At 61.3% G+C, this 23,009-nt stretch carries 27 protein-coding genes and 2 tRNA genes; 12 read left to right on the forward strand and 17 right to left on the reverse strand.

Translation table 11 applies throughout. The annotated features are described in order from the left end of the window. Positions 1-2 precede the first annotated feature (2 nt). Together treS and Pan44_RS09155 are read right to left on the reverse strand one after the other, a co-directional pair. A complete protein-coding gene (treS, locus tag Pan44_RS09150) occupies positions 3-1,664 on the reverse strand; it encodes a maltose alpha-D-glucosyltransferase (RefSeq protein WP_145029398.1) in 1,662 nt (553 codons plus the stop codon). Next, a complete protein-coding gene (locus Pan44_RS09155) occupies positions 1,661-3,178 on the reverse strand; it encodes an alpha,alpha-trehalose-phosphate synthase (UDP-forming) (protein WP_145029400.1) in 1,518 nt (505 codons plus the stop codon). Before Pan44_RS09155 ends, treS begins: the two co-directional genes overlap by 4 nt. Positions 3,179-3,467: 289 nt before the next feature. Here Pan44_RS09155 and Pan44_RS09160 point away from each other — a divergent pair, with 289 nt between their 5' ends. The 4 genes from Pan44_RS09160 to Pan44_RS09175 all read left to right on the forward strand — a co-directional run bounded on the left by Pan44_RS09160 (position 3,468) and on the right by Pan44_RS09175 (position 7,129). Beyond that, positions 3,468-4,985: an MFS transporter gene (locus tag Pan44_RS09160; protein ID WP_145029402.1), complete on the forward strand. Its 1,518-nt coding sequence runs from the start codon at positions 3,468-3,470 to the stop codon at positions 4,983-4,985. A gap of 241 nt (positions 4,986-5,226) precedes the next feature. Next, a tRNA-Pro gene (locus Pan44_RS09165) sits at positions 5,227-5,301 on the forward strand. A 386-nt stretch (positions 5,302-5,687) separates the two neighbouring features. Then, positions 5,688-5,761: transfer RNA gene (locus Pan44_RS09170), tRNA-Arg, on the forward strand. A gap of 186 nt (positions 5,762-5,947) precedes the next feature. Then, complete coding sequence (locus Pan44_RS09175; protein WP_145029404.1) at positions 5,948-7,129, forward strand: tyrosine-type recombinase/integrase; 1,182 nt, start codon at positions 5,948-5,950, stop codon at positions 7,127-7,129. Here Pan44_RS09175 and Pan44_RS09180 read toward each other — a convergent pair. From Pan44_RS09180 to Pan44_RS09210, 7 genes are all read right to left on the reverse strand, one after another. Then, the gene (locus tag Pan44_RS09180) at positions 7,126-7,371 is read right to left on the reverse strand and encodes a helix-turn-helix domain-containing protein (RefSeq protein WP_145029406.1); all 246 of its coding nucleotides are present in this window, start codon (positions 7,369-7,371) and stop codon (positions 7,126-7,128) included. The genes Pan44_RS09175 and Pan44_RS09180 overlap by 4 nt on opposite strands. A 92-nt stretch (positions 7,372-7,463) precedes the next feature. Continuing rightward, on the reverse strand, positions 7,464-7,679 hold the full coding sequence (locus Pan44_RS28230) for a helix-turn-helix transcriptional regulator (protein WP_145029408.1): 216 nt from the start codon (positions 7,677-7,679) through the stop codon (positions 7,464-7,466). Positions 7,680-7,712: 33 nt separating this feature from the next. After that, positions 7,713-7,991 (reverse strand): hypothetical protein, encoded by a 279-nt coding sequence (locus tag Pan44_RS09190; protein ID WP_145029410.1) that lies wholly within the window; start codon positions 7,989-7,991, stop codon positions 7,713-7,715. 28 nt (positions 7,992-8,019) lie between these two features. Next, positions 8,020-9,786, reverse strand: a complete 1,767-nt coding sequence (locus tag Pan44_RS09195) for a type IV secretory system conjugative DNA transfer family protein (protein ID WP_145029412.1) — start codon at positions 9,784-9,786, stop codon at positions 8,020-8,022. A gap of 1 nt (position 9,787) precedes the next feature. Then, positions 9,788-10,654 carry a ParB/RepB/Spo0J family partition protein gene (locus Pan44_RS09200; RefSeq protein ID WP_145029413.1) on the reverse strand — a complete coding sequence of 289 codons (867 nt, stop codon included), beginning with the start codon at positions 10,652-10,654 and terminating at the stop codon, positions 9,788-9,790. Positions 10,655-10,717: 63 nt separating this feature from the next. Then, complete coding sequence (locus Pan44_RS09205) at positions 10,718-11,623, reverse strand: hypothetical protein (protein ID WP_145029415.1); 906 nt, start codon at positions 11,621-11,623, stop codon at positions 10,718-10,720. Positions 11,624-11,654: 31 nt separating this feature from the next. After that, positions 11,655-12,788: a hypothetical protein gene (locus Pan44_RS09210; RefSeq protein WP_145029417.1), complete on the reverse strand. Its 1,134-nt coding sequence runs from the start codon at positions 12,786-12,788 to the stop codon at positions 11,655-11,657. A 321-nt stretch (positions 12,789-13,109) separates the two neighbouring features. On the opposite strand from Pan44_RS09210, the gene Pan44_RS09215 reads away from it, so the two are divergent. Both Pan44_RS09215 and Pan44_RS09220 read left to right on the forward strand, forming a co-directional pair. Beyond that, positions 13,110-14,204 (forward strand): hypothetical protein, encoded by a 1,095-nt coding sequence (locus tag Pan44_RS09215; RefSeq protein ID WP_145029419.1) that lies wholly within the window; start codon positions 13,110-13,112, stop codon positions 14,202-14,204. 99 nt (positions 14,205-14,303) lie between these two features. Further along, on the forward strand, positions 14,304-14,579 hold the full coding sequence (locus Pan44_RS09220) for a hypothetical protein (RefSeq protein ID WP_145029421.1): 276 nt from the start codon (positions 14,304-14,306) through the stop codon (positions 14,577-14,579). A gap of 9 nt (positions 14,580-14,588) precedes the next feature. On the opposite strand, the gene Pan44_RS09225 is transcribed toward Pan44_RS09220, so the two are convergent. Continuing rightward, entirely contained in the window at positions 14,589-15,248 is a 660-nt protein-coding gene (locus tag Pan44_RS09225; protein WP_145029423.1) for a hypothetical protein, read from the reverse strand. A gap of 269 nt (positions 15,249-15,517) precedes the next feature. Here Pan44_RS09225 and Pan44_RS09230 point away from each other — a divergent pair, with 269 nt between their 5' ends. From Pan44_RS09230 to Pan44_RS09245, 4 genes are read left to right on the forward strand one after another with little or no spacing between them, the layout of a single operon-like run. Continuing rightward, complete coding sequence (locus Pan44_RS09230; protein ID WP_145029425.1) at positions 15,518-15,754, forward strand: CopG family ribbon-helix-helix protein; 237 nt, start codon at positions 15,518-15,520, stop codon at positions 15,752-15,754. After that, the gene (locus Pan44_RS09235) at positions 15,751-16,041 is read left to right on the forward strand and encodes a type II toxin-antitoxin system RelE/ParE family toxin (protein ID WP_145029427.1); all 291 of its coding nucleotides are present in this window, start codon (positions 15,751-15,753) and stop codon (positions 16,039-16,041) included. The genes Pan44_RS09230 and Pan44_RS09235 overlap by 4 nt, the downstream gene beginning before the upstream one ends. Beyond that, the gene (locus Pan44_RS09240; protein WP_145029429.1) at positions 16,038-16,391 is read left to right on the forward strand and encodes a hypothetical protein; all 354 of its coding nucleotides are present in this window, start codon (positions 16,038-16,040) and stop codon (positions 16,389-16,391) included. Before Pan44_RS09235 ends, Pan44_RS09240 begins: the two co-directional genes overlap by 4 nt. 50 nt (positions 16,392-16,441) lie before the next feature. Further along, positions 16,442-17,359, forward strand: coding sequence for a tyrosine-type recombinase/integrase (locus tag Pan44_RS09245; protein WP_197453965.1), 918 nt, complete (start codon positions 16,442-16,444; stop codon positions 17,357-17,359). A 253-nt stretch (positions 17,360-17,612) separates the two neighbouring features. Here Pan44_RS09245 and Pan44_RS09250 read toward each other — a convergent pair whose 3' ends face one another. Next, on the reverse strand, positions 17,613-17,852 hold the full coding sequence (locus tag Pan44_RS09250; protein ID WP_145029433.1) for a hypothetical protein: 240 nt from the start codon (positions 17,850-17,852) through the stop codon (positions 17,613-17,615). Positions 17,853-17,891: 39 nt separating this feature from the next. Next, a complete protein-coding gene (locus Pan44_RS09255; protein WP_145029435.1) occupies positions 17,892-18,692 on the reverse strand; it encodes a hypothetical protein in 801 nt (266 codons plus the stop codon). A gap of 142 nt (positions 18,693-18,834) precedes the next feature. Between Pan44_RS09255 and Pan44_RS09260 the strand changes: the two genes are divergently transcribed. After that, on the forward strand, positions 18,835-19,053 hold the full coding sequence (locus Pan44_RS09260; RefSeq protein WP_145029437.1) for a hypothetical protein: 219 nt from the start codon (positions 18,835-18,837) through the stop codon (positions 19,051-19,053). 11 nt (positions 19,054-19,064) lie between these two features. Here the strand turns inward: Pan44_RS09260 and Pan44_RS09265 are convergent, their stop codons facing one another. Then, positions 19,065-19,928 carry a prepilin-type N-terminal cleavage/methylation domain-containing protein gene (locus tag Pan44_RS09265; protein ID WP_145029438.1) on the reverse strand — a complete coding sequence of 288 codons (864 nt, stop codon included), beginning with the start codon at positions 19,926-19,928 and terminating at the stop codon, positions 19,065-19,067. Between the two features lie 412 nt (positions 19,929-20,340). On the opposite strand from Pan44_RS09265, the gene Pan44_RS09270 reads away from it, so the two are divergent. After that, positions 20,341-21,243 carry an ArdC family protein gene (locus Pan44_RS09270; protein ID WP_145029441.1) on the forward strand — a complete coding sequence of 301 codons (903 nt, stop codon included), beginning with the start codon at positions 20,341-20,343 and terminating at the stop codon, positions 21,241-21,243. Between the two features lie 50 nt (positions 21,244-21,293). On the opposite strand, the gene Pan44_RS09275 is transcribed toward Pan44_RS09270, so the two are convergent. The 4 genes from Pan44_RS09275 to Pan44_RS27325 form a co-directional block, all read right to left on the reverse strand. Next, positions 21,294-21,620, reverse strand: a complete 327-nt coding sequence (locus Pan44_RS09275) for a type II toxin-antitoxin system PemK/MazF family toxin (RefSeq protein WP_145034963.1) — start codon at positions 21,618-21,620, stop codon at positions 21,294-21,296. Then, on the reverse strand, positions 21,607-21,834 hold the full coding sequence (locus Pan44_RS09280) for an addiction module antitoxin (protein ID WP_145029443.1): 228 nt from the start codon (positions 21,832-21,834) through the stop codon (positions 21,607-21,609). Before Pan44_RS09280 ends, Pan44_RS09275 begins: the two co-directional genes overlap by 14 nt. Before the next feature lie 104 nt (positions 21,835-21,938). Beyond that, positions 21,939-22,757 (reverse strand): type II secretion system protein, encoded by an 819-nt coding sequence (locus Pan44_RS09285; protein ID WP_197453967.1) that lies wholly within the window; start codon positions 22,755-22,757, stop codon positions 21,939-21,941. A 49-nt stretch (positions 22,758-22,806) separates the two neighbouring features. Then, positions 22,807-22,956 carry a hypothetical protein gene (locus Pan44_RS27325; RefSeq protein ID WP_197453968.1) on the reverse strand — a complete coding sequence of 50 codons (150 nt, stop codon included), beginning with the start codon at positions 22,954-22,956 and terminating at the stop codon, positions 22,807-22,809. Between the last annotated feature and the right edge of the window lie 53 nt (positions 22,957-23,009).

Genomic DNA, 23,009 nt, shown 5'->3' on the forward strand with positions numbered 1-23,009 from the left:
GATCACGCCACGACCGCTTCTCCGACGGGGGCTGTCACGAGCTTGAACCAGAGGAAGCTGTGGGGGCCAATGCTGAGGAAGTAGGGGGTGTGGTCGACGGGGGGGAACGGGGTGTTGCCCATCAACTCCACCGGGGTGAAGCCAATGAACCGCGAGAGATCGAGCTTCACGGGCTGGGCGAACCGCGACAGGTTGTTGACGACGAGCATGGTTTCGTCGCCGAGGGTCCGCAGGTAGGCGATCACGCGTTCGTTGCCGCCATCAATGAATTCGAGAGATCCGCGGGCGAAGACCGGATGCTGCGTCCTGAGCCTGACCATCCGCTTGAGCCAGTTCAGCAGGGAGGTGGGCGAGCGCTGCGACGACTCGACGTTCACGGCCTGGAAGTGATAGATCGGGTCGGTGATGACGGGCTGATAGAGGCGTGACGGGTCGGCCGTCGAGAAGCCGGAGTTCCGGTCGCCGGTCCACTGCATGGGGGTGCGGACGCCGTTGCGGTCGCCGAGGTAGATATTGTCGCCCATCGTGATCTCGTCGCCGTAGTACAGCACGGGGCTCCCGGGGAGCGAGAACAGCATGCTGTGCAGGAGTTCGATCTGTCGGCGGCCGTTCTCCATGAGAGGGGCGAGGCGGCGACGGATTCCGAGATTGAGCCGCATCCGGGGATCCTGGGCGTATTCGCGATACATGTAGTCGCGGTCTTCATCGGTGACCATTTCAAGCGTGAGCTCGTCGTGGTTCCTGAGGAAGATGGCCCACTGGCAGTTCGACGGGATGGAGGGGAGCTGCTCCATGATGTCCACGATCGGCCGACGCTGCTCGCGGCGGATCGCCATGAACATGCGGGGCATGAGCGGGAAGTTGAACGCCATCTGGAACTCATCGCCGTCACCGAAATACGGCAGCAGGTCGGCCGGCCACTGGTTGGCTTCCGCGAGCAGCAGAGTGCCGGGCTTCTTCTCGTCGCAATAGGCGCGCATCTTCTTGAGGAAGCCATGCGTTTCGAACAGGTTTTCGCAGTTGGTTCCTTCCCGTTCGAAGAGGTAGGGGACGGCATCGACGCGGAAGCCGTCGATGCCCTTGTCGAGCCAGAACCCGATGATGTCGAGCATTTCCTGCTGGACGGCCGGGTTGTCGTAGTTGAGATCGGGCTGATGCGAGAAGAAGCGATGCCAGTAGTACTGGCGGGCGACGGGATCCCAGGTCCAGTTGCTGGGCTCGGTGTCGGTAAAGATGATCCGGACGCCCTGATACTTCTGGTCGGTGTCGCTCCAGACATAGTAGTCGCGTTTGGGCGATTCGGGATTCGAGCGGGCCTCCTGGAACCAGGCATGCCTGTCGGACGTATGGTTCAGGACCATGTCGGCGATGATGCGGAGGCCGCGCGCGTGGGCCGCTTCGCAAAGGGCCTGGAAGTCGTCGACGGTGCCGATTCGCGGGTCGATCTTGAGGAAGTCGGCGATGTCGTAGCCGTCGTCCTTGAGGGGCGACTCATAGATCGGCATGAGCCACAGGCAGGTGACCCCGAGATCGGCGAGATAATCGAGGCGCTGGATCAGGCCGCGCAGGTCGCCGATGCCGTCGCCGGTGCTGTCCTGAAATCCCCGGACGTAAACCTGGTAGAAGATGGCGTCCTTGTACCATTGATCATCGGTGTCATTCATCGTGCAGAATCCTGAACCACTTCCGTGTTGGCGGGGTTTTCTGGAAGTTCGAATTGAAGCAGGGTCGAGAGAATCTTTCCGCCCCAACGATAGACATTGTTCCGGGCGACGACTTCCCGCATGCGGGTCATGCGGCGTTTTTGTTCTTCGGGAGACATGACGACGGCCGCCGCGATGGCGTCGCCGATTTCGTGCGCGCCGAACGGGTTGATCGGCAGGGCGTCCTCCAGTTCGCGGACGGCGCCGGTGAACCGGCTGAGAATCAGGACGCCCTGCTCATCGGTGCGGCTGGCGACAAACTCCTTGGCGACGAGGTTCATTCCGTCGTGGAGCGAGCTGACGACGAAGAATTTCGCGAGACGGTGGAGGGCGACCATCCTGATGGGATCGTGGTGCTCCTTGATGAGCGTGATCGGCTTCCAGCGGCCGTTCCGCCACTTCCAGTTGATCTCATCGGTGACGCGATCGACTTCATCTTCGATACGGCGGTAATCGGCCAGGTGGCTGCGGCTGGGGACGGCGATCTGCACGAACTGGAGCTTGCCGACATAGTCGAGATGCGTCGAAAGGAAGGAATCGAGCCCGCGCAGCCGTTCGACGATGCCTTTCGTGTAGTCGAGCCGCTCGATGCCGGCTCCGAGGATGCGGTCGCCGAGCTGGAGCTGGCGCTTCCAGGTCTCCATCGCCTGCTCGACCTGGGGAGAGGTGGCGAGCCGGTTGGTTTCTTCGAAATCGATGCTGATGGGAAAGGCGGAGACTTTCGTCGTCGCTCCGCCGCGAACGACGTCGCTCCGCTCGTAGTCGATCCGCGACTCCGCGAACCGGTCGACCGCCTCGAGGAAATTGCGGCAGTCGTAACGCAGGTGAAATCCGAGCAGGTCATTTCCCAGCAGCCCGTCCAGGATTTCTTCCTTCCAGGGGCAAACCCGAAACACTTCGGGGTTCGGCCAGGGAATGTGCCAGAACTGGGCGACGACGAGGTTCTTCCGGCCGCTGTTCTTCAACAGTCGCGGCAACAGGCAGAAGTGATAGTCCTGGATGAACACGAGCGTCGGATCGTCCCCCGCCTCGTCGAGCACGGCGTTCGCGAACAGTTCGTTGACCCGACGGTAGGTTTCCCAGTCCTTCGCATCAAATCTCGGACGCGTGAACGTGATGTGGCTCATCGGCCACAGGCATTCGTTCGAGAACCCGAGATAGAATCCCTGCTCATCTTCTTTGGTGAGCCACACGCGCCGGAGCTTGTATTTCGGGTCTTCGGGCGGGACGGCAATGCAGTCGTGCTCGTCGACGACGGCGTGATCGGCGTCGCCGCTGCCGTGGCCGACCCAGACGCCTCCACTGGCGAGCATAATCGGGTCAAGCGCCGTGGCCATGCCGCTGGCGGGCTTCGAATGGACGATGCGGTCTTCAACAAACCGATGGACGTACGGCTCGCGATTCGCCACGACGATGAACTTGTAACCGGCCAGCCGACCGTGAATCAGTTCTTGAAGCGAGTCGCGGGTCCACATAGGCGAATGTCGTCCTGATTGCCGGGCGACCAGCGCGCACGCTTCCAAGCCGCCGCGGGACTGGAAGCGGCCCGCTGGAGCGGGTCGGCGGTCGCAATTCGCGGAACGAAGCAAGTTGAGTGCCTTCGATCGTACGAAATGCAGGAAAGTGAAGGGGCAGGTTCTGACGGGTTTGCGCTGATTTTGGGCATCGGCCGGCGGTGCTGCGGCGGGGCGCTTGACGCTGGCGGCGAGAGCGGTCACGTTGGCGGGCTCTTGTTGCCTGATTTGCCTTCTTGAGACGCGACCCATGCACGTCGACACCGGTCCCGACAACAATGCCACCCTGCCGCCCGGTGTTCCGTGGTACAAGCTGCTGACGAAGTATCACTGGTTCGTGTTCGTCGTGGCGGCGCTGGGCTGGCTGTTCGACTGCCTTGATCAGCAGCTGTTCATTCTGGCTCGTCCGGCCGCGATGAAGGAGCTTCTGGCAGGCACGGGAATTCCCGAGGCCGCCATGAAGGGGGAAATCCTGAAGTGGAGCGACATCGCGACGGCGGTGTTCATTGCAGGATGGGCGACGGGCGGCCTCGTGTTCGGCATGCTGGGAGACCGGATCGGCCGCACGAAGACCATGATGTTCACCATCCTGATCTACTCGGCCTGCACGGGGCTGAGCGCGCTCTCGACTTCGGTTTACGATTTTGCGTTTTACCGCTTCCTGACGGGGCTGGGCGTCGGCGGTGAATTCGCCGTCGGCGTGGCGCTGATCGCGGAAGCAATGCCCGCGGCAGCGCGACCTTATGCACTCGCGTCACTGCAGGCGCTGTCTGCGATTGGCAATATCCTGGCGGCGTTGATCAACCTGGGCCTGGGGGTTGCCGAGGAGCATGGGCTCCCGACGAGTCCGTGGCGCATCATGTTCATGATCGGCGCGCTGCCTGCGCTCCTGGCGCTGATCATCCGGCTGAAGCTCAAAGAGCCGGAAGCATGGACGAAAGTGTCGCACGAGGGGGCCACCGCGAAGCAGCTCGGCTCCTATCGCGAGCTGTTTTCGACCCCGCTGTGGCGCAAGCACGCGCTCCTGGGGCTTGTGCTGGCGTGTTCGGGCGTTGTGGGGCTGTGGGGTGTCGGATTCTACACTCCGGACCTGATCCGATCGGTGCAGACTCCGAAGGTCACCAAGCAGGTTTATGAGCAGGAGATCGCGGCTGCCGAGGGCGCCACGGCCGAGAGCCTGAAGCGGGTTCAGGCGGCGATCGAGTCGAAGACTTCTGACCAGTTGCCGGCCGAGGACCAGGCGATCCAGGAGGCGATGGACAAGAAGGTCAGTTCGAAGGTTTCGCTGTACACGAGCTTTACGTCGATCGCGATCAATATCGGCGCCTTCTTCGGGATGTATGGCTTCGGCGTGCTGGCTCAGCGGATTGGCCGGAAGCCGACTTTCGCGATCGCCCTGATTTCGGCGTTCACGATCACGGTGATCGTGTTCCACTCGCTGACGGACATGTGGCAGATCATGGTGCTCGTGCCGATCATGGGCTTCTGCCAGCTCTCGCTGTTCGCCGGATACGCGGTCTACCTGCCGGAACTCTTCCCGACGCGGCTGCGGTCGACGGGAACGAGCTTCTGCTACAACGTCGGCCGGTTCGTCGCGGCCTTTGGCCCGCTGGTGAAAATTGCGATCACGGGCTTCTTCATCACCAACACGTTCGGCTATGCGGAACCGCTGCGGCCGGCGGGCATGGCGATGTGCGGAGTGTTCCTGATCGGCCTGCTGGTTCTTCCATTCCTGCCCGAAACGAAGGGAAAACCGCTTCCCGAATGACGGACGGGCCCGGAGACCGGGGCGGAGGCCGTGCGTCGCGAACCGCGGAGGTGGCAGTGGTGTCCGGATGTTTCCGGGAGACTTCACGGCCGAGAGTTCGGTTTCATCCTTGCATGGAATGACGCCGCTTGAGATAGTCTGCCCTTCCGCGATGAGACCGCATGGCATCGCCGCTTCGAGAACCAGCATCGGCTCCCCAACCGGATGTCTGCGGAGCCGGCCGCCAGGACGGCATCATGCTCGGGCTGTAGCGCAGCCTGGCTAGCGCGCTTGCTTGGGGTGCAAGAGGTCGTGGGTTCAAATCCCGCCAGCCCGACTTTTGAGGTCCCTGCCCGCAACAGTTTGCGGGCAGGGACTTTTTTGTTGGTTTTTATGGGTGAGGCATCCCAACGTGGCGTGGCGCTGGCCGAGTTGGGGGATGGGGAGCGCGATCGCGTTTGTGGCCGCCGAACTCCGCGGGGCGACTCGGTGTCGGAGTGGAGAGGGCCGGCGTTCCCGGTCGTCGTTGCGGTCCTCAGAAGGCGCTGCCCCACCGTGGGACGGCAGCGAGACGACGGTCGTTGACTCCCGCGCGTTCATGGGTGTGAGATTCTGGCGGCGTGACGAGGAATGCTGCGAGTGCAGCATTCTTCGGAGATGCGAGCTTGAGGAATGCGTGGTGGGCGTTATTCTTATCACCCTCCCGCTGGTTGGGAGGAAGTTGCACCCCTAGCTCAATTGGATAGAGCATCGGTCTACGGAACCGAAGGTTGGAGGTTCGAGCCCTCCGGGGTGTACTTTACGGGGCAACGACTTACGGAAAGTCGAGCCTTGCAAAACACGCCGCCGTCCGAGAAGTTGTCCGAGAATTCGAGCGGCGTAAGATGAAAACAGCCCCGCCCGGTTGCCGCCGGACGAGGCTGTGAAGCGAGCCTTTCGGTCGCCTCTGGTTAGTCCTTTTGGATTCGACTGGAGGGTTCGCTGTGCCCCATTTCCCGAAACCGTTCTTTAAGCGCTCGCGCGGTAGCTGGTACGTCGAGATCGACCGCAAGCAGGTCAAGCTCGGCCCTGATCGCGAAGGAGCGTTCCGCCGCTACCACGAGCTCATGCGGCAGCCGGAAGCCAAGGTTCTCACCTCGGAATCGGTCGTCGCACTGGCCGACCAGTTCCTGGGCTGGCTCAAGAGCCATCGCTCGCCCGACACGTTTTCTTGGTACCAGTACCGCATCGAGCGTTTCTGCCGGCGTTACCCGGAACTGACGACCGACGCCCTGAAGCCATTTCACGTCCAGCAGTGGGTCGACAGCTATCCGAAGCTGAGCCGAACCTCGAAGCGCAATTACGTCCGATCGGTCAAGCGCTGTCTGAAGTGGGGCGTCCAGCAGGGCTACCTGGCCAGCAGCCCGATCGAGCAGCTGGAAGTTCCCGGCGGCGACCGCAAAGAAACGTTCGTCACGGTCGAGGAGTACGAGCGGCTGCTCGCCCATCTTTCTGACCAGGCCTTCCGCGACCTGATCGTCACGACCTGGGAGACAGGTTGCCGGCCCCAGGAGTCGCTTCGCGTTGAAGCCCGTCACGTCGACCTGAAACATTCGCGATGGGTGTTTCCGAAATCGGAGTCCAAAGGCAAGCGGCAGCCGCGTGTGGTGTATCTCACGCCGGCGGCCCTGGAGATCACGCAGCGTCGTATGAACGAGTTTCCGACAGGGCCGCTGTTCCGTAACCGGAACGGTAATCCGTGGACGCCGGACTCGGCCAATTGTGCGTTCGACCGGCTCAGAACCCGGATCTTCCAGCGATCGAATCCGGCGAACGAAGAGCTGGTCGCCGAGGCGGCGACACGTATTCGGTTGATGCTCAGTCCGGAGCGGATCATCGAAGGCGATGCTGTTCCGAAGTCGCCTCGGCAGCTGCAGGCGGAAGCACGCAGGAAGGCACTGGCCGAACTCGTGAAGAAGCATGTTCCGCGTTACTCCCTGTATGCCCTCCGGCACTCCTGGGCGACAAATGCGCTGAAGTCAGGCGTCGACCCCCTCACAACTGCGATACTTTTAGGACATTCGGATCCTTCCACGCTCAGCCGTGTGTACCAGCATCTGGGCCTCAATCCGGCCCACATGCTGGAGCAGGCTCGGCGTGCTTCCGGAGGCGCGGCGGCCTCTTAAAGCGAAATGTGCCGCAGCTTGATTCGAGCCGGCGGAGGAGATTGTTCTGTCTTCTGCGCCGGCTGCTTTACTGATTCGAGGAAGGCCTGTAGCTGCTCTTCGCTGACCCGGATGCCCGGGCAGCGGTAGTGCGCCAGTCTTCCGCTCTCAATCAGCGCGTACACCGTCGCTGGCGAGTGCTTGAGACGCTTCGCCACCGTCGCGACTGACATCAGTTCTGAGATGTTCTGCAATTCCTTCATAAATCACGTTCGTGAATTCGTCGTCGGCCAGGGGCCACTCGCTGTGCAGCAGGCAGCACTGGACAATGCGCCGGCAGCGACGGGCGAGGGACCTAGCCAGCTGTCTGACTTGGATATCGTTCATTGGGCTCGTGACTTCCTCTGCGATTGAGCCAGGCGTCGATGTCTTCGCGGCGCCAGCGTGGCCGCCGTCCAATGCGAATCGGTTCGGGCAATTCGCCTGCCTTGCGAATCCTGTGGATCGTGCGGCGGCAGACTCCTGTAATCACACAGAGATCCTTGATGGAAAGGAGCGGTTCCTGGGTCATTGCTATCCTCGCAGGCGATCGATTCTGGACTGGCTACCGTTCGATGCCATAGCTGCGCTGCTGTTCCTGGACGGGCGCCTGCTCCTGACCCTGGGCGGAATGTTGATGCTCGGGACTAGGCGTGTACTGCCCGGGGCCGTAAGGCACGAAGCCGTGGCCATGGAACACGGCGGAGGCGAGCTCCATCGAGCCTTGCGTCGTGAGTCGACGGGTTTCTGGTCCGAGCTCGGCGGCAACCACCTGGCCGGCATGCAGGGCTTGGCCCGTTACAGCTTTCAGACCTTCGAACAGCTTGCGTGCGATTTCAGACATTGGGTTTTCCTTTCAAAACGAGACGAAACTAGATGCGGCCGGAGCGTCGCAGCGCGTTTTCCACGAACAGCGTGACGAAGCCGGCCATGACAAGACTCAGCAGGAAACAGATCAGCGACAGCGCGAACATCCGGAGGGCCGCAACCGCCCTTCCGACGAAGCCCCGGCGTCGTAGCGACCGTTCTTCGTGGTAAGGGGTGAGGGTGGTGCAGACGGGAGAGACGCCCGGCGTGAAGGTGATCGCCATCCGCGGCGGCAGTGCGATCACTTCTTCGGGCTTCAGCAGCCGCCTGGCCTGGAACTGCCAGTTGCTGTTCGTGTTGCTCGAATAGCTGATGCTGTCGCTGGGATGGCAGCCGCCGGTGTGCTGACGCGTGGTTCCGGAACTCGTACCACCGCTGTTCAGGACGATGGTTTCATCGCCCAGTCTTTGGCTGACGAGATCGGCCGTGGAAGTATCGTTGACACCGAAATAGATTTGCGAAGTGTTGGACAGCAGCGTCTGGTCCTGCCCTTCCGGAAAGCACTTCCTGAGCTGGCCCAGGCTTTGGTAATAGAACTGCAGACGCACGCCGTAGCTGCGGTACTTGTCCAGGGCATCATCGAGTGCTTCCATCGAGCCGAGGGATGCAGCTTCGTCGAGAATGAAGTGCACGCGAGACTCATCGCCATTTCCGTTTTTGACGACTGCCCGCAGCAGGCATCCGATCCACATCCGCAGAAGTCCCGACAGCGATCGGAGGTATTCAGGCGGCAGGATCAGAAACACGGTCATTTTTTCCGTCTTCAGCTTTGCCGGGTCGAAAGTGCTCGCCTGAGTGATCGCCGCGATGCTCGGCGTATCGAGAAACCGCGTGTGCTGCTGGGCCGTAGTAAGGACCGAGGCGCGCTCGCGGTCGACGAACTGCTCCAGCTGGCCCCCCATTCGGGCCAGCATTCCGCCCCACGCGTCGGATTCGCGCATGAGCTTGATCGCTTGCTGCAGATGCTCAGGGCTGCTGAGTAGAGCACGAACTGTCTGAAGAGACCGGCTGCCGTAAGCACCGCCATACACGACAACCAGGCAGATGAGTGCCTTGAGCCACGTCTCTGCAGAGTTGTTGAAGTAGGGCTCTTTCTCCTCAGGCGATCGGACGACCAAATCCTTGGCGAGTGCGGCCGCATCGTCGATTGCAACCGGACTGCTGGCGTCGATCAGATCGAGCGGGTTCAGGCTGTCAGATTTGTCCGTGAAGTTATGGAACGGATCGATCACAAAGCTCGGCTGGCCGAACTCTTTTTCGCGGTAGGCCGCAAAGCGCCTCGCGTGTTCGCCCTTGGGATCCAGTACGGCAATCGAGTCCGCGCACGTCATCATGAAATGCGCGATGACCGACACCCCCTTACCGGCGCCTGACGGTGCGAAGACAGCCGTATGAATCGCCTGCGGCAGCCTTACGGGCTCCCTGCGGTATCGCCCAAACAGCTGCCAGAACTGTTCGCAGGCTTCCTTCGACGACATCCAGCCGCACATCAATCGCCGCAGCACCCGGATCCGTTCAGGCGGCAGATAGATGTAACCCAGGATGAGACCGCTGTTGGCGCCGATCATCCCGTGGCGTTTCAGTTCCCTTTCATCGGCCCATTGTGCGCTTCCGAGAATATTCCATTGCCCGCGGCGACGGCGCATGCGAGCAAACGCTGCGGCGACCAGCAGAATCCCCGAGGTGGGCCAGTAAGCCACCCCGACCACCGTTCCCGAATACGCCCATAGGAGAATCGAGCCTCTCTGCAACCAGCGCGACAGGAAGTACATGTCACTTCTCCTGTTGGACAGGGACACGGGATTTAGAACCGGCCTCGGCCCCTGACTCGGGCCTGAAGCGGTCGGCCTGGCTGCGGATGCAGGTCTCCAGGCTCTGTCCGGCCTGCTCCGCCTTCCGGAAGACTCCAAGCGCTTCACGAATCGCGCTCCTGGCTTCTTTGATCGTCCGGCCGACTCCGGTAAGGATGAGCCTGCGATTTCCGTCCAGCTGCACGGAGACGCGACCGGCTGAATTGCGGGACTGTTGCGATCGCGATGCGCGACGGTGAGCCACGACTTCGTCCCTGGTCACACCGTCCTTCAAAGCACGCAGGATGAAGCTGGCCTGCTCCGCAACGTCGAGCTGCGCGAGTTCGAGTGCGGTTGATACGGGAAGCCGTTCCTCCGCAACCAGGGCCTTGACCGGATCGGGAAGGCTGGCAAGCGAGATGAGTCGCGACATCCTGACCGGATTCATCTTCATCCGGCGGGCGAGCTCTGCCTGCGTGCAGCCAAGCCTGCCCTGCATCGTCTTGAGTGCTTCGCCGAACGCAACGGGCTCGACGTTGACCCGATGCTCGTTCTCCTGAATCTGCAGCGCAAGGAAATCCGCTTCGCTTGCGGGCGAGGGGTGAATCACCGCTGGCACATGCGCGATTCCCGCCTGCTTCGCGGCATGGAGGCGTCGATTGCCGAAGATCAGCAGGTAACCGTCGCCGCTCGCGCACACACCTACCGGCTCCAGCACGCCGAATTCCCTGATGCTGGTGATCAGATCCTGCATCTCCTGAGTGTCTTCGCCCAGGTGGAGCCGCAGCGGGTTCGGGCCGGTCCTGATTCGATTGATTGGAATGCTGTTCTGAGACACTGAGCTGTTCATGAAATGCTCCGTTAAGACAAGACGAGGGACGGGCAATTTGCCCGTCCCTCAGCTCACAGCGAATTACCGCCGCCGCATGCGTTCGGCGACGAGACGCCGCAAAGCGACTCCCAGCCGGGAAGCCACCAGCGTCGGGACAAGGGGACGACCCCGCAGGTACAGAGCACCCGCGAGTCCGGTACCACCCGCGAGGAACAGCAGCGTCCAGTTGACGCCGCGTGCGACTTCGGCACCGACCACCGCTGGAAGTGACGCGATCGGCGCAACCACCTCGGTCAAGACCGGCTCGACAACGCCTTCGACGACGGTGGTTCCGAGCTCAACCGATCCGTTGATGAACGGCTCGGGATCCGCCAGGAACGCGGCCAGTGTCGCACCCGTCGCCAAGGCAGCCTTGTGCTTCCAGACGATCTCCAGCCCACGCTCGCCGTATTTGGCGACGACATCGAGCAGCGGGACGGACAGGCTTCCTTCCTGCGCCATCATCACCAGACGCCTTGCGTTCTGGCCGCTGAGGCCGGCGAGGGCTTTGGCCCCCTGTTCGCCAAGCTCGTAAACGACCCTTTCGCCGAGCGACCCGTGCTTCAAGATGGCCACGGCAGCATCGTCACCGAATTTTGCAACCAGCTCGCAGGCGCCGGCCCGGCGGACGAGTGCAACGGCGTCATCCCCGTGGCGTGCCAGGAGGTTCAGGGCGAGGCCTGCATGCTCGCCAGCGTCCAGCGCCAGGTCCGCGGCTTTCGGCCCGGCCCGCCGCACAGCAGAGGCAACGAGATCATCGCCGTACCGTGCCGCAAGCGAGGCGGCCTTCGCTCCCAGCCGTTCAACGCCTTCTTCGACACCTTCCCTGGCGAGCTTTCCGGAGGCGGCTTCCACCGCTTCCTTCACAAGCTTTCCGACGCCGGCGGGAGCCGCCGCGCAACTGAGCATGACAGCCATGCACAGACCGGTTCTAAGTAATCGAGACATGTGATCTCCCGGAAAGAAGGGGGTGAGAAGCTCACCGAGCCGCCTGACTGGCCAGGGCTTTCTCAACCCGGGTCTGACGCTGCGCAGCGCGGAGAATCTCGTACTCCATGAGCTGGTCGGTGAGAGCAGGACAGTCTTCGGATCCGTCGATCACCACCGCCTTGATCGCTTCGAGCTGTACGTTGATCCCACGCTGCAGCTCACCGTCCGGATCAGCCGCCGTCTCATATGCCTTGGTCACAAAAGCGTCGGCAGCCAATCCACCAAGGAGCGTCAGAGCGCCTGCTTTGAGGCGGCTCGACCAGTCGTCGCCGCTCAGTCCCGACCGGCCGACGAGTTCCTTGTTCAGCGAATTGGAAATCAGCGTTGAAACGGCCAGTTGCCCAAAATCAGCCACCTGATCTGCATGAGTGGCCGTCCTTGCCTTGGCAATTGCCGATTCGATGCTGCGATTGATCCGCGGCACATCCCAGTTGAGTTCGAGCGGCAACGAGGCTTCGTCCGCAACGTCGAGATTCAGGGCGACAAACACTTCGTTGTCGACCCTTGAAAGCTCTTCGGCGTAGGCATGCTCAAGCCGGGCCTTCAATTCAAGGAGGGAAGACTCAGACAGAACGTCTCGATGGAAAGCCTCGGCCAGGTTCTGGCCGTACCACTTCGCTGAGAAGCTGCGGGCAGTCTTGACGAAGGCGGGAACCTTGTCAGACAGCTTGTCAAACGCCTTCTCGACGTCCCCGTGATACCCCGTCAACAGGTCGAGAGCCTTGATCCGCGCCTGATGAAGCTGTGCTTTGATCAACGCGTCTCGTTCCGCCTGATCAGGAGCCCCACGGCTCGGCATGGCCGATGTAACACCTACCGCGACTCCTTTCGCGAAGTCGACCGCGCTTGCGGCGAGATCGCTCCCACCTTGCGGGCTGTCCGCCGAGGCCTGGTCTGCACCGCTTTCCAATTCATCGGCCGGCTGTTCTCCTTGAGCAGAGTCCTCGTCGCCGCGGCTCTCCGCGCTCATGGCCACCCCTGCTGGAAGCACTTCGAAATCCCGCTCATTGCTGCTTGGAAGCCAGCTCAGGGCGACGGCGACCGCAGTCGCCGATGCAAACCCGAACACAACCTGCTTCTGCTGGCGGCTCGGTGACCGCCACGTTCCTCGTTTCGAATTCATCTCTCTGTTCCTTGCTCTTCAATGCGATGATGGCCGGCCAGGTGAAGCCCTGGTCGAAGGAGCCGTCACGCGGTCGCCAAACGTAAGAGCGTTTCCCGGTCTGTCAGCGGGGCTGGGAAAGCGATGGGAAGCCGACAAGAGCGTTTGGCTTCCTCCGCGAAAACCCGGGCATTCCGACGCCCGGTTTCGGAGCTTCCGCGGTCCGGGAAGGGGAAACGAGGGGAAGAGAATTTTCCCTAAACCTTGAACATGGCCCCTTGACCCACTGCGTAAAATCGGTGGGCCGATCTGGCCAAACCATTACTCAGCGGAGCCATCCCCATGCTGCGCGTGCGTAGACGGCTTGATCCGGAGTTTCTCAAGTGCCTGAGCGAGCACGATGCCATTCCAAAGAGCACCGCAGTCGAGAGCTGGCTCAGAGAGCATGAGTCGGTGAAGACCGGGCAGATCGGAAAGCTTCTGAAAGGGGCCGCGGTTAGTCCGGTCTACGCCCAAAAACTTGTCTCCTATGTTCTGAACAATGCCTCCACGAAAAACGTCCGGAGGACGTTTGAGGCACTGCAGGCGTTTCTGAGCAGCAAGTCCTCGCGGAACGTCAGCGAACTGGGGCCTGCAGCCATCGCTTCCATGCTGCTGCTGGAGGACGAGAAGGACCATCTTTCCAACGCGATGGTCGGTTTCCTGACCCTATGGGATACCGAAGCATTGGTGGAGGGAGTTGTCGCCGGCTGTCCCGACTACATGTTGCCGGATGTCGTCCAGTGGCTGTTCGCCTCCTGTGGGCGGTCCGCAGCCGAGCAGAGTCTGGAACTGGCTAAGGCAGAACGTGTTGGTGCGGCAGTGATCAGACGGTCACAGGAGTCCTACGGCCGCATCATCCGAAACCGACTCACGTTCGATCCATGGTCCATCGCACTCTCCTGCTACCGTGGCCATGCCGTCGGAGCTCATATCGTTCTCCCGCTCAAAGAATCGGTATACACGTCCATTCGCCGCGGCGACGTGTGGCCACTCGACCTCGGAGCTGAAGCAATTGAGCGCCCATCAAACTACATCCTTTTGGAAGCTGTTGCGGACCGGCCACCGGAGCTCGATGGGCCGGACGAGAACATTTCGCGACGAATCCTGATGTCGGTGATGGTGCAGATAGCAGCCTGCACGTACCGTCCGGGGTATGTGTTGCCGCCGATTCACTGCCTGTCCTTCGGAGCTACGCCTGTCTCAGAACGCAGGCTCATCTCCGATGGTTACAAGCGGGTCGGCACCTGCCTTCCCGGAAGTAACATTCCGCTGTACGAAATGATCGTTGACCTGTCTCGGTCGCTCTCGTTGAAAGCCTACGTGCGGTCCGTACTCCATGTCGTGGGAATGGCCACGCGGGACATGATCGTCCCGCCACGCTACAGCGGAAGCTGACAAGGCCTGAAGCGTCGCCGTGCCAGCGAAACAGCTTGCGCTGATGAGCATGGCGTGCTAACGGACGTCATGGACAACAGGGAAGTTGCAATTTACACGATGGCAAATGAGCTCCTCAGGCGTATGGGACTCGGGCCGAATGACATGCGGATTACCTTCCGTGAGAACCCGCAGAAAATGTCGAGCATCCTGAAGTTTGAGATCGATATCGACGTCGTTGGCGAGAAGCGGCAAACGTGCAATCGTTTGCTCTCGTACTTCGGAATTGGTCCGCACGACGAAAAGGAAATCCATGCCGTTGAGCCGGCGCTTGTGAGCAAGCTGCAGCAGATGCTGGAGAAGATCCCAGACCGTACAAAAGGCCGCGAACGTTAATCGCATGCTTCAGTCTGCAACGCGGTATCGGCGGCCGCATACGCCACAGCACAGCTGAATGACTGGGGCACGAACGGCGGTCGCGTAAACGAATTCGCCACCGTCTCCACAGTTACAGCTTGCTTCAAGTTTGACCAGTGAACGCTTTGCCTTCGTCTTTGTTCGTCGCTGGAATCGGAGCGGGTACACGTCAACGGCCTTGGTTCTGATCAACTCCTTGATCCCGGCCTCCAGTTCCTTCCCCAGGCTGGTGTTGTACCAGCCGAACCCGGCCGATCGATCGCCCTTGAATGTGAGCCCTACACACTCAGCGGTCTGCCGGAACAGCTCGTTGTGGTAGCGGCCCTGTCGCGAAGTGTCTGCCCTCTTGGCAATCGCATTAGCGACATGAACTAGCTCGTGGGCTAGGACAGATGCCGCTGGAAGGACGCCGTGGCTGACCGCCCGTGGTGTGAGCACAAGTTCATCCAGCTTTACGGCACCCTGTCCCCACCGCTTCGGAGCATACCAGCCGAGTGTTTGTGTCGATCGCTTGGGCTCCATCACCAGGATGCGAGGAAGCGGGACAACCCAATGCTTTGGTCCAAAGTCAGTTAAGCTGAGCCGCTCGTCGAACTCCTTTTTCAGGTGACGAGCCAGCGCGGCGAGTGCAGAATCCAGAGGTTCCATACCCCGAGCCTAGAATTTGACAATTAACTGTCAACTCTCACTGGCTCTTGACGTTTGCCCCGGAGTCCTGCACAGGCGGAATCTATCCGTCGGCGTCCCAGCCGTGTGGCCTGTGCTGGAATCGGACACGGACTTACTCACCCCTACTCTTTTGCGATAGATAAAGGAGGTTATTTATCGCTAAGGGAAAGGGCGCACTCCCACGAAACACGTTGCGCGAAGCTGCAGTCCGGTGTAGTCTCAAAGCATCACCTAGCCAAGGAGGGCTTATGGAGAGAATCAATGTCACGTGCCGTCTTCCCGCAGAAGACGTTGCGTTCCTGGATCAGATCGCCATCAACATGGAGCGAGACCGCAGCTATCTGATCAAGAAGGCGGTCGAAGAGTACATTGCCTCGCAACGCTGGCAACTCGAAGAGATCGACCGTGGGTTAGCCGAGATCGAAGCCGGCCAGCTCGCTAGCGACGATGAAGTCGAAGCCGCCTTCCGCGAGCTTGGTGCGTGAAGGTCATCTGGGCCTCAGGTGCAGTGCGGTCGCTGGTTGCGATACGCCACTACATTTCTGTTGACGATCCTGTCGCCGCCGGGCATGTCGCGGCCAAGATCAAGGCTGCGGTGAAAAACCTTGAGACCTTCCCGCATGCCGGCCGTCCTGGCGTACGGGAAAACACGCGCGAACTGGTCATCGGTGGCTTGCCTTATGTGGTCGTCTACCGCGTTGGCGATTCAGCGGTCTACATCGCCCGCGTGTTGCACACGAGCCGACATTGGCAGGAGGGCGCATGGGAATGAGCGACACAGTCCGATGCTACACCGAGGTCCCCGGTGCGGAGCTGCTTGGAACCGGCGAGTTCCAGACCAAGGATTTCGGCTGCCGATTCGACTATTTCACGATCGATAAGGAGGGCCGGCTGATCCACCACCAGCGGACCTTTGACGCTGAAGGAATGCCGCTTCCCCGAACGCCCGATCGCGACGTGATCGCACCTATCCACAGGGACGTCAGGCTCTACGGCCGTGATGCCGTGGGAAACCATCGCGACTACTGTGCCAGATTCACCGACGGCAGACCCCAGTGGGTAAAGCCTTGGGACGAACTGTCCGAGCTGCAACGCGAGTATTCGGTCATTGTCGAATCATGACCCAGCTCACCCCACAGTCACATCGCTTACCGGCATCGCTCGTACCTCCCATGCCACGGCTGATCATGGAGGCCGGCACCGCTGCTGAATTCGCCTGGGACGAGTTCTTCGCGGCCACCCTTCGAAATCCACATACCCGCGCGGCATACCGAAGAGCCGTCGTCCGCTTTCTCACATGGGCCGAGCAGTTTGATCTGCCGCTTGCCCGCCTTACCCCGGCTCTGGCCGGCCGCTTTATCACTGAGTACCAGGGTTCCGCTCCCTCACGGAAGCTTGCTCTGGCGGCACTTCGATCGTTCTTTGACCTGCTTGTGGTCCGTCAGGCCGCCTTTTTGAATCCATTCTCAAGCGTCCGGGGCGAAAGATTCTCGGTCATCGAAGGAAAGACGCCAGAGATTGGCAAGGACAACGCAAGAAGACTGCTCGCATCGATCACTGCGTCCCGGCCGGTCGGACTTCGTGACCGCGCAATCATCGGAGTGCTCGTCTACACGGCCGCACGTGCCGGGGCAGTCGCCTCTCTGCGGCTCCGCGATTTCGCCCACGACGGTACGCAGTATGGTTTCCGCTTCGCCGAGAAAGGCGGGAAGTCACGCTTCATCCCGTGCCGGGCCGATCTTCAGGCGATCATGCTCGACTATCTCGCCACCATCGACACGGACGCGGAGAGCAAGGACGCTCCGCTCTTCCGCTCGGTGGCCGGACGAACGGGCCAGCTCACTGCGAAGCCAATCCGCGGCATCGATGTCTACCGGCTGATGAAGCGGCGCCTGAAAGAGGCCGGACTTCCGACGAGCTATTCCCCTCACTCCTCCCGCGTAACGGTCATAACAGACCTCCTCGAACAGGGTGTGCCGCTCGAAGACGTCCAGGCGTTGGCCGGGCATTCGGATTCGAGGACGACCAAGCTCTACGATCGCCGCCAGAAGAAGATCACTCGCAACCTGGTCGAGCGGATTTCGATCTGATCGAGATGAGTTCTAAGTCTCGCAAGCGGTAGGTCTAGTGACATTCGTTGCTTTGGCGACCTTGTCGGCGAGTTCCTGTCACTTTTCCTGTCACAGAATCAAAGTCCTGCAAAGAACTATCTCGTAGATTTCGTGACACTTCGCGGCATCTGAATAGACGTTAGCCATTTCTACGTCCGAGCCGTGCGAGGTGTGACCTGTTCGGATGGCGCCAGGAACCGCAATGCTCCGGACGAAGCTATCGGGATTGGCATCAATCGCTGCCGTCTACAGCGGACAGCCGGCCGCCGCGGTTCCTGAACTGGGTTGGTCTCGCATTCCCTGCCGATTCAAAGCTCGCCGGCACCACCCGGCTCACCGGCTCGCGTGCCCGCAACGCGTGTTCAAAGTGCTGAAGCGCCCGCTGCTCGCCGAGATAGAGGCCTGCGAAAAAGCAGATCGCCGATCCCAGCGATCCCAGCAACGTGCCGATCAGGACTGCGTGTTTTCGCATGTTTTCGCATTCCCCCCCTGAAGACCGACTCACATCGCCTCACTGGCGGGTCAGGACCAGTGTGCCTTTCCACTGTTCCCCGTCCTGCATTCTCTGATCGACGTTCGCGATGATCCGGTTACCGCTTACCACGCCTTTGGCGGTAAACGCCGTCACCATCCCCTGTTGCCTGGAGGTCATGGCAAACTCGATGGCAGCACCGTTGCGCGTCCCTTTCACGTCATAGGACGGGTGGACGCGAAGCCGTTTGTTGCTTTCGACATGGCCATCGAACGTCCCGCCCGCCCGGACCTCGTTGATGGCGAGTTCGTAGATGACCGAGCGTCCCTTGCGGTCGTACGTGCCGAGCCATCTGGATTCGTCAGGCAGATCGCATCCGCCGAGATACTTCGTCTCGTACTCCTCCTTGATGCGGACCGCCTCTTCGAGACGGTCCGGATCATTCGACCGGTTGGCGTACTTGACCAGGCTGTCGATCGCCTGCCCCACCGGGAGGAACTTCCGGTTCACCTTGAGCCGGTAGTCGAGTTCCATCACCGCATATTCGTCCGACTCGGGAAACGACTGGAAAGCCTCAAAATCCGCCTTCGCCTTCTCAAGCTCCAGCTTCTGGTCGACGACGGATGCGGCCGACGCCCGTCCCCGTCCCGCTTGGACGATCGCGCGGTCGAAATCCGCGAGCACCTGCCTGTCGATCGTCTTGCGGTTCTCCTCGAACTGGCCCAGCCGCTCCTGCAGAGTCTTCTGAAGGGCCTGCCATTGCGGCTCCGCCGCTCTGCCGACGTTGCACGTCACGGCAGCAAGACAAGCCCACGCGACCGCGGTCCGGCAATTGTGCATGGCATCCTCAGCTGGAGGGGGATCGTGGCCGGCGGCCGGTGCAAGCGCCCTCACTCGCACACCTCGACCGGGCTGGCCGCTCGTCTGCCATAGTCTGCCCGCGGCAGACATTGTCGTCAAGCGCCGGACCTAGATTGTCGGAATGACTGCGTCCGCCAACGAAGACCTGACCGACCGGATTACGATCCGCTGTACCGCATCCCAGAGGGAGCTTTGGGAGAAGGCCAGTGCATCTGGCCGTAGACGGCTCGCCGACTGGATCCGGCTGAGCCTCGATGATGTCGCGAACGAACAGGTCGGGACCGCCGGTCTGTCAGCGGGCCGGGCGGAAGAGAAGCCGCCGCGCCGGTCGCGGGGATGATGCCATCGGCCTCAGAAATCCATCAGGAAAACCGGCGTACAGATGCGCGTGTCGCGCACCTCAAGATTATAGGCCCACGACGTGGCATCGGCCGCGAGGCAGGTCGCCTCGGGTGTGATCCAGCAGCCCCCTCCGCCCTGAGCCGTATTGCTGTTGGGCACGATGACACGTCCGGCATGTGGGGCGCCGTCGTCCACCTTTCCATCGATGCTCTGCATCATTCCCACCGTCAGGACGTCCAGTCCCCAGATCCCGTGACCGGTACAGGGATTGATCGACGTCAGCGCCAGCACGTTCTGTGCGTGCCAGGAGGCCGCCGATACCGGATAGGCCAGGCTCGCCGGTCCCAGGTGAATGAAGCCCCACCACGCGCCGGTGATTCCCTCGGGGCGAGGCGCTGCCAGGTCGGTCCCCCCGGCGATGTTCATGAAGTAGTCATCGGCAAAGAAGCTGTTGTAGCCGCTGAACGTCCCCGGAATCAGACCCGCATTGGCCAGGTGCTGCCAGGCGGCCCCCGACTCCTGGAACGCGTAGTGGGGCGCAGGACTGGACGGTGAGATCCGTCCGTCGCCATTGCCGTCATATGTCCCGGTCTGGACAGGGCTCGTTGCCGACACCGACCCGGCGGTGGGCGATCCGGATCCCCAGATCTCCGTCGCATTCGTGATGTCGCCGGGCAGGGCGCTGTATTTCAGCTGGAACGCGCGTACGACGGTGCGCATCGCTTCCGGGTAAGAACTGATCTTCCTCGCCTCGGCATTCTCGATCAGGGCCCGCCCGGCAAGTACACCGGCGGCCAGAAGGGCGATGAGCACGAGCGCGACGGAAAGTTCGATGAGCGTGAATCCGTCAGGCGTGCGAGTCCGGTTCTCCATCGCCGCACTCTAGCCCAGAGCTGTTAAACAACCCTTAACGTCTGGCACCGCGGCGAAGCCGACCGCGTGATCCCAGGCTCCGCTTCGCTGCGGTTCTCAAGAACCCTTGAGGAACGGCAAGCCCCTTTTCTCCCGCTGGTGCGGACGGCCTTCGGCCTGGCATCGACGCCTGTCGGCGCTCTTGGTTCTTTTGGGGGCACATCCCCCGGTCCGTCAAGGCTCGGGGCCACGCGAGCGCTTCGGCTGCCTCCCGCTCTTCCTGCGCTTCGCTCCGTGCAGAGCGGTGCCCTCCACCGCGCTCGGCCTTGACTGACCGTCCCCTGGCTTTGGGCCTTTTGCCTTCCGTCCGCCCAAAAGCCTGACGGGCTTTTTGCAAACGGAAACCAAGGTTCATTTTCAACGGGAGGCATTCATGGAAACGGCAACCACCACACGCGAAGACATCTACACCCGCATCACCAACCAGATCATCGAGAAGCTGGAAGCGGGCACGCGGCCCTGGTTCCAGCCTTGGCAGGTGAAACATACCGCCGGGAGCGTCACGCGACCCTTGCGGCACAATGGCGAGCGCTACCAGGGAGTCAACGTCCTGTCACTGTGGATGTCGGCGGAGTTGAACGGCTACACGTCGCCATTCTGGCTGACGTTCCAGCAGGCACGGGAGCTGAAAGCACACGTCAAGAAAGGCGAGAAAGGTTCACCGGTCGTCTATACCAGCACGTTCAAGAAGAAGGACAAGGACGACGCCGGCGAAGAGATCGAGGAGGAGATCCCGTTCCTGAAGCAATACACCGTGTTCAACGCCGACCAGATCGAAGGCCTGCCCGCTCATTTCACGGCGACGATTCCGCAGGCGGCGACGACGCATGAACGAATCGAGCACGCTGAAGCGTTCTTCGCGAACACCGGAGCCGATATTCGCTATGGCGGCAACCGGGCGTTCTACACGATCGACGAGGACTATATCCGCCTGCCCCACTTCGAGGCCTTCCGCGACGCGGAATCGCATGCGGCGACGCTCGCCCATGAGCTGACGCACTGGACGCGGCATGCGTCGCGGCTGAACCGTGACTTGGGCCGGAAACGCTTTGGCGATGCCGGCTACGCAGCCGAGGAGCTGGTCGCCGAGCTGGGATCGGCCTTCCTGTCGGCCGATCTGGGAATCACCCCGGAAGTGCGGGAGGACCACGCCAGCTATCTGGAATGCTGGCTCAAGGTGCTGAAGGACGACAAGCGGGCGATCTTCACGGCAGCATCACTGGCAACGAAGGCGGTTGAGTACCTGCACGGCCTGCAGACGCGGCCGGCCGGTTGACGCGAGTCCCGCTGCCCGCTGACGAACGTCAGCGGGCAGTCCGCTTCCGATCACAGCACCAGCGCCAGCTGAATCCGCAGGGAATTCTCGATCGCCCGCAATTCGCTCCTGCTCAACGTGCCAAGCCTGCCGGTCAATCGCTGTTTGCTCACCGTCATCAACTGGTCGGCCATGGCGCGGCCGGGCCTGCCGCCCACCGTAATCGCGGCATCACAGGGATAGAACTTCGCAACATTGCTCGTGACCGGCACGACCTGCAGGCGGTTGGCGAAGCGGTTTGCCGAATCGTTGCTGACGATTACCGCCGGCCGCGTCTTCTGGATCTCGCCGCCGATCGTCGGCCCGAAATCAACCCACCAGACCTCACCACGCAACATGCGGATCCGCAACGAGGCCTTCCGTCCATTCCGCGGCGTCGGCCTCACGCCCGGCGTCCATCGCCATTTCGGCGTAGACGGAGTCGAGGTGACCGGGAACGACCAGTGGGCGGGCGAGGCTTTCGAGGAATGAGCTGATCCGGCCGCGGCCCACCGTGGCGAGCAGGCCGTCATAGACCGCCGCGTCGATCGAGATAGTCAGCTTGCGATTCATTCGCCCTCCATACGTCCATTCATACGTATAGAGTGCCACAATGGGGGCTGAAGCGCAAGCGGAATCACACGAAACCGCAGCGGAAGGTACCGACGCCATCCACCCTAGATGCCCGATGAGCTGATCAGGATGTTGAGGGCCTTGTCCGTCCTGGTCTTGTCGTAGTCGCAGCTGCCGTTCAGGCCTTGGCTCGCATGCCAAGCCGGGCAGCTGTAACTCGTGGGATTCCAGACGCTCGGCATGGGCATAAAGTAGTTGCCGCCAACAAAACCCGATTCGACTTTGCCGGTAATCGCCTTGCCGTCATCGATTTTGCTGTCAATGGCGAATCCCTCGGCAGGTGTGTAGGCCGTTGGCGACGAGTTCAGGATAGTCGGCCCCCCGGAGGTGATTCCCAGATAATAATAATGGCCTCCGATGGTATAGCATGCCGCGCCGACGCTATTGCACTTGGCCTGGATCATGAATTTGAACGAAGGTGTTGACTTCAACGCAGGGAGCACCGAAGCGTTGGCGCCTGTTGTACTGAAGGGTAACGCCGGGCTCAGACCCGCACGGGCCATCTGGTCCATGGCAAATGACGTCTCGTTGTTGCTAAACGAGCCATTCCTGAAAACGGTTCCGGGCGTGCCTGTATTGAAACCGATGACCCCATCGCCATTGCCTTCCTCGTTCCAGGCAAGGCCTGTAAAGAAGCGTTCGGGTTGCACGCAATCGCCCGGCAGACATCCGTATTTCGTTTTGAACGTCTGGACATTCTGGTCAAACTGCTGGATCAGGCTGATGTCCGCACGTAGCTTGGAAACGGTGATCAGTTCCCTCCCCACCACGATTCCACCGATGATGAGCGCGACGATCACCAGCACAATCGACAGCTCGACGAGTGTGAAGGCGGCGTGACGGTGGTGATCAGGGTGAGCCATTCGCCGACAATAGTCGGAACAGCTTAAAGACTCGTTAACCATAGCCCGGTTACACGAAGCCGCAGCGGAAACGGAACTCCCTCGCCTTCTTCAGACGCTGACGGTCCTGCCATTGCTCGAACGCAATCGTCGCCCCTTCGATCGCGATGCGCTCGATCAGTTCGTCTTCGGGCAGTTGGGAATCGGTGAAGTCCAGCATGGGACCATTGTCCCTACCAGAGACCGGCATGACCGGCAATCAATTACCGCGCA

Origin of the sequence: Caulifigura coniformis, from assembly GCF_007745175.1 — a bacterium.
GTDB classification, from domain to species: domain Bacteria; phylum Planctomycetota; class Planctomycetia; order Planctomycetales; family Planctomycetaceae; genus Caulifigura; species Caulifigura coniformis.

What these genes read in the sequence shown, in the direction of transcription:
- treS (WP_145029398.1), bottom strand. Translation starts at nt 1,664, where the DNA reads ATGAATGACACCGATGATCAATGGTACAAGGACGCCATCTTCTACCAG.
- Pan44_RS09155 (WP_145029400.1), bottom strand. Translation starts at nt 3,178, where the DNA reads ATGTGGACCCGCGACTCGCTTCAAGAACTGATTCACGGTCGGCTGGCC.
- Pan44_RS09160 (WP_145029402.1), top strand. Translation starts at nt 3,468, where the DNA reads ATGCACGTCGACACCGGTCCCGACAACAATGCCACCCTGCCGCCCGGT.
- Pan44_RS09180 (WP_145029406.1), bottom strand. Translation starts at nt 7,371, where the DNA reads ATGAAGGAATTGCAGAACATCTCAGAACTGATGTCAGTCGCGACGGTG.
- Pan44_RS28230 (WP_145029408.1), bottom strand. Translation starts at nt 7,679, where the DNA reads ATGACCCAGGAACCGCTCCTTTCCATCAAGGATCTCTGTGTGATTACA.
- Pan44_RS09190 (WP_145029410.1), bottom strand. Translation starts at nt 7,991, where the DNA reads ATGTCTGAAATCGCACGCAAGCTGTTCGAAGGTCTGAAAGCTGTAACG.
- Pan44_RS09195 (WP_145029412.1), bottom strand. Translation starts at nt 9,786, where the DNA reads ATGTACTTCCTGTCGCGCTGGTTGCAGAGAGGCTCGATTCTCCTATGG.
- Pan44_RS09200 (WP_145029413.1), bottom strand. Translation starts at nt 10,654, where the DNA reads ATGAACAGCTCAGTGTCTCAGAACAGCATTCCAATCAATCGAATCAGG.
- Pan44_RS09205 (WP_145029415.1), bottom strand. Translation starts at nt 11,623, where the DNA reads ATGTCTCGATTACTTAGAACCGGTCTGTGCATGGCTGTCATGCTCAGT.
- Pan44_RS09210 (WP_145029417.1), bottom strand. Translation starts at nt 12,788, where the DNA reads ATGAATTCGAAACGAGGAACGTGGCGGTCACCGAGCCGCCAGCAGAAG.
- Pan44_RS09215 (WP_145029419.1), top strand. Translation starts at nt 13,110, where the DNA reads ATGCTGCGCGTGCGTAGACGGCTTGATCCGGAGTTTCTCAAGTGCCTG.
- Pan44_RS09220 (WP_145029421.1), top strand. Translation starts at nt 14,304, where the DNA reads ATGGCAAATGAGCTCCTCAGGCGTATGGGACTCGGGCCGAATGACATG.
- Pan44_RS09225 (WP_145029423.1), bottom strand. Translation starts at nt 15,248, where the DNA reads ATGGAACCTCTGGATTCTGCACTCGCCGCGCTGGCTCGTCACCTGAAA.
- Pan44_RS09230 (WP_145029425.1), top strand. Translation starts at nt 15,518, where the DNA reads ATGGAGAGAATCAATGTCACGTGCCGTCTTCCCGCAGAAGACGTTGCG.
- Pan44_RS09240 (WP_145029429.1), top strand. Translation starts at nt 16,038, where the DNA reads ATGAGCGACACAGTCCGATGCTACACCGAGGTCCCCGGTGCGGAGCTG.
- Pan44_RS09245 (WP_197453965.1), top strand. Translation starts at nt 16,442, where the DNA reads ATGCCACGGCTGATCATGGAGGCCGGCACCGCTGCTGAATTCGCCTGG.
- Pan44_RS09250 (WP_145029433.1), bottom strand. Translation starts at nt 17,852, where the DNA reads ATGCGAAAACACGCAGTCCTGATCGGCACGTTGCTGGGATCGCTGGGA.
- Pan44_RS09255 (WP_145029435.1), bottom strand. Translation starts at nt 18,692, where the DNA reads ATGCACAATTGCCGGACCGCGGTCGCGTGGGCTTGTCTTGCTGCCGTG.
- Pan44_RS09260 (WP_145029437.1), top strand. Translation starts at nt 18,835, where the DNA reads ATGACTGCGTCCGCCAACGAAGACCTGACCGACCGGATTACGATCCGC.
- Pan44_RS09265 (WP_145029438.1), bottom strand. Translation starts at nt 19,928, where the DNA reads ATGGAGAACCGGACTCGCACGCCTGACGGATTCACGCTCATCGAACTT.
- Pan44_RS09270 (WP_145029441.1), top strand. Translation starts at nt 20,341, where the DNA reads ATGGAAACGGCAACCACCACACGCGAAGACATCTACACCCGCATCACC.
- Pan44_RS09275 (WP_145034963.1), bottom strand. Translation starts at nt 21,620, where the DNA reads ATGTTGCGTGGTGAGGTCTGGTGGGTTGATTTCGGGCCGACGATCGGC.
- Pan44_RS09280 (WP_145029443.1), bottom strand. Translation starts at nt 21,834, where the DNA reads ATGAATCGCAAGCTGACTATCTCGATCGACGCGGCGGTCTATGACGGC.
- Pan44_RS09285 (WP_197453967.1), bottom strand. Translation starts at nt 22,757, where the DNA reads ATGGCTCACCCTGATCACCACCGTCACGCCGCCTTCACACTCGTCGAG.
- Pan44_RS27325 (WP_197453968.1), bottom strand. Translation starts at nt 22,956, where the DNA reads ATGCTGGACTTCACCGATTCCCAACTGCCCGAAGACGAACTGATCGAG.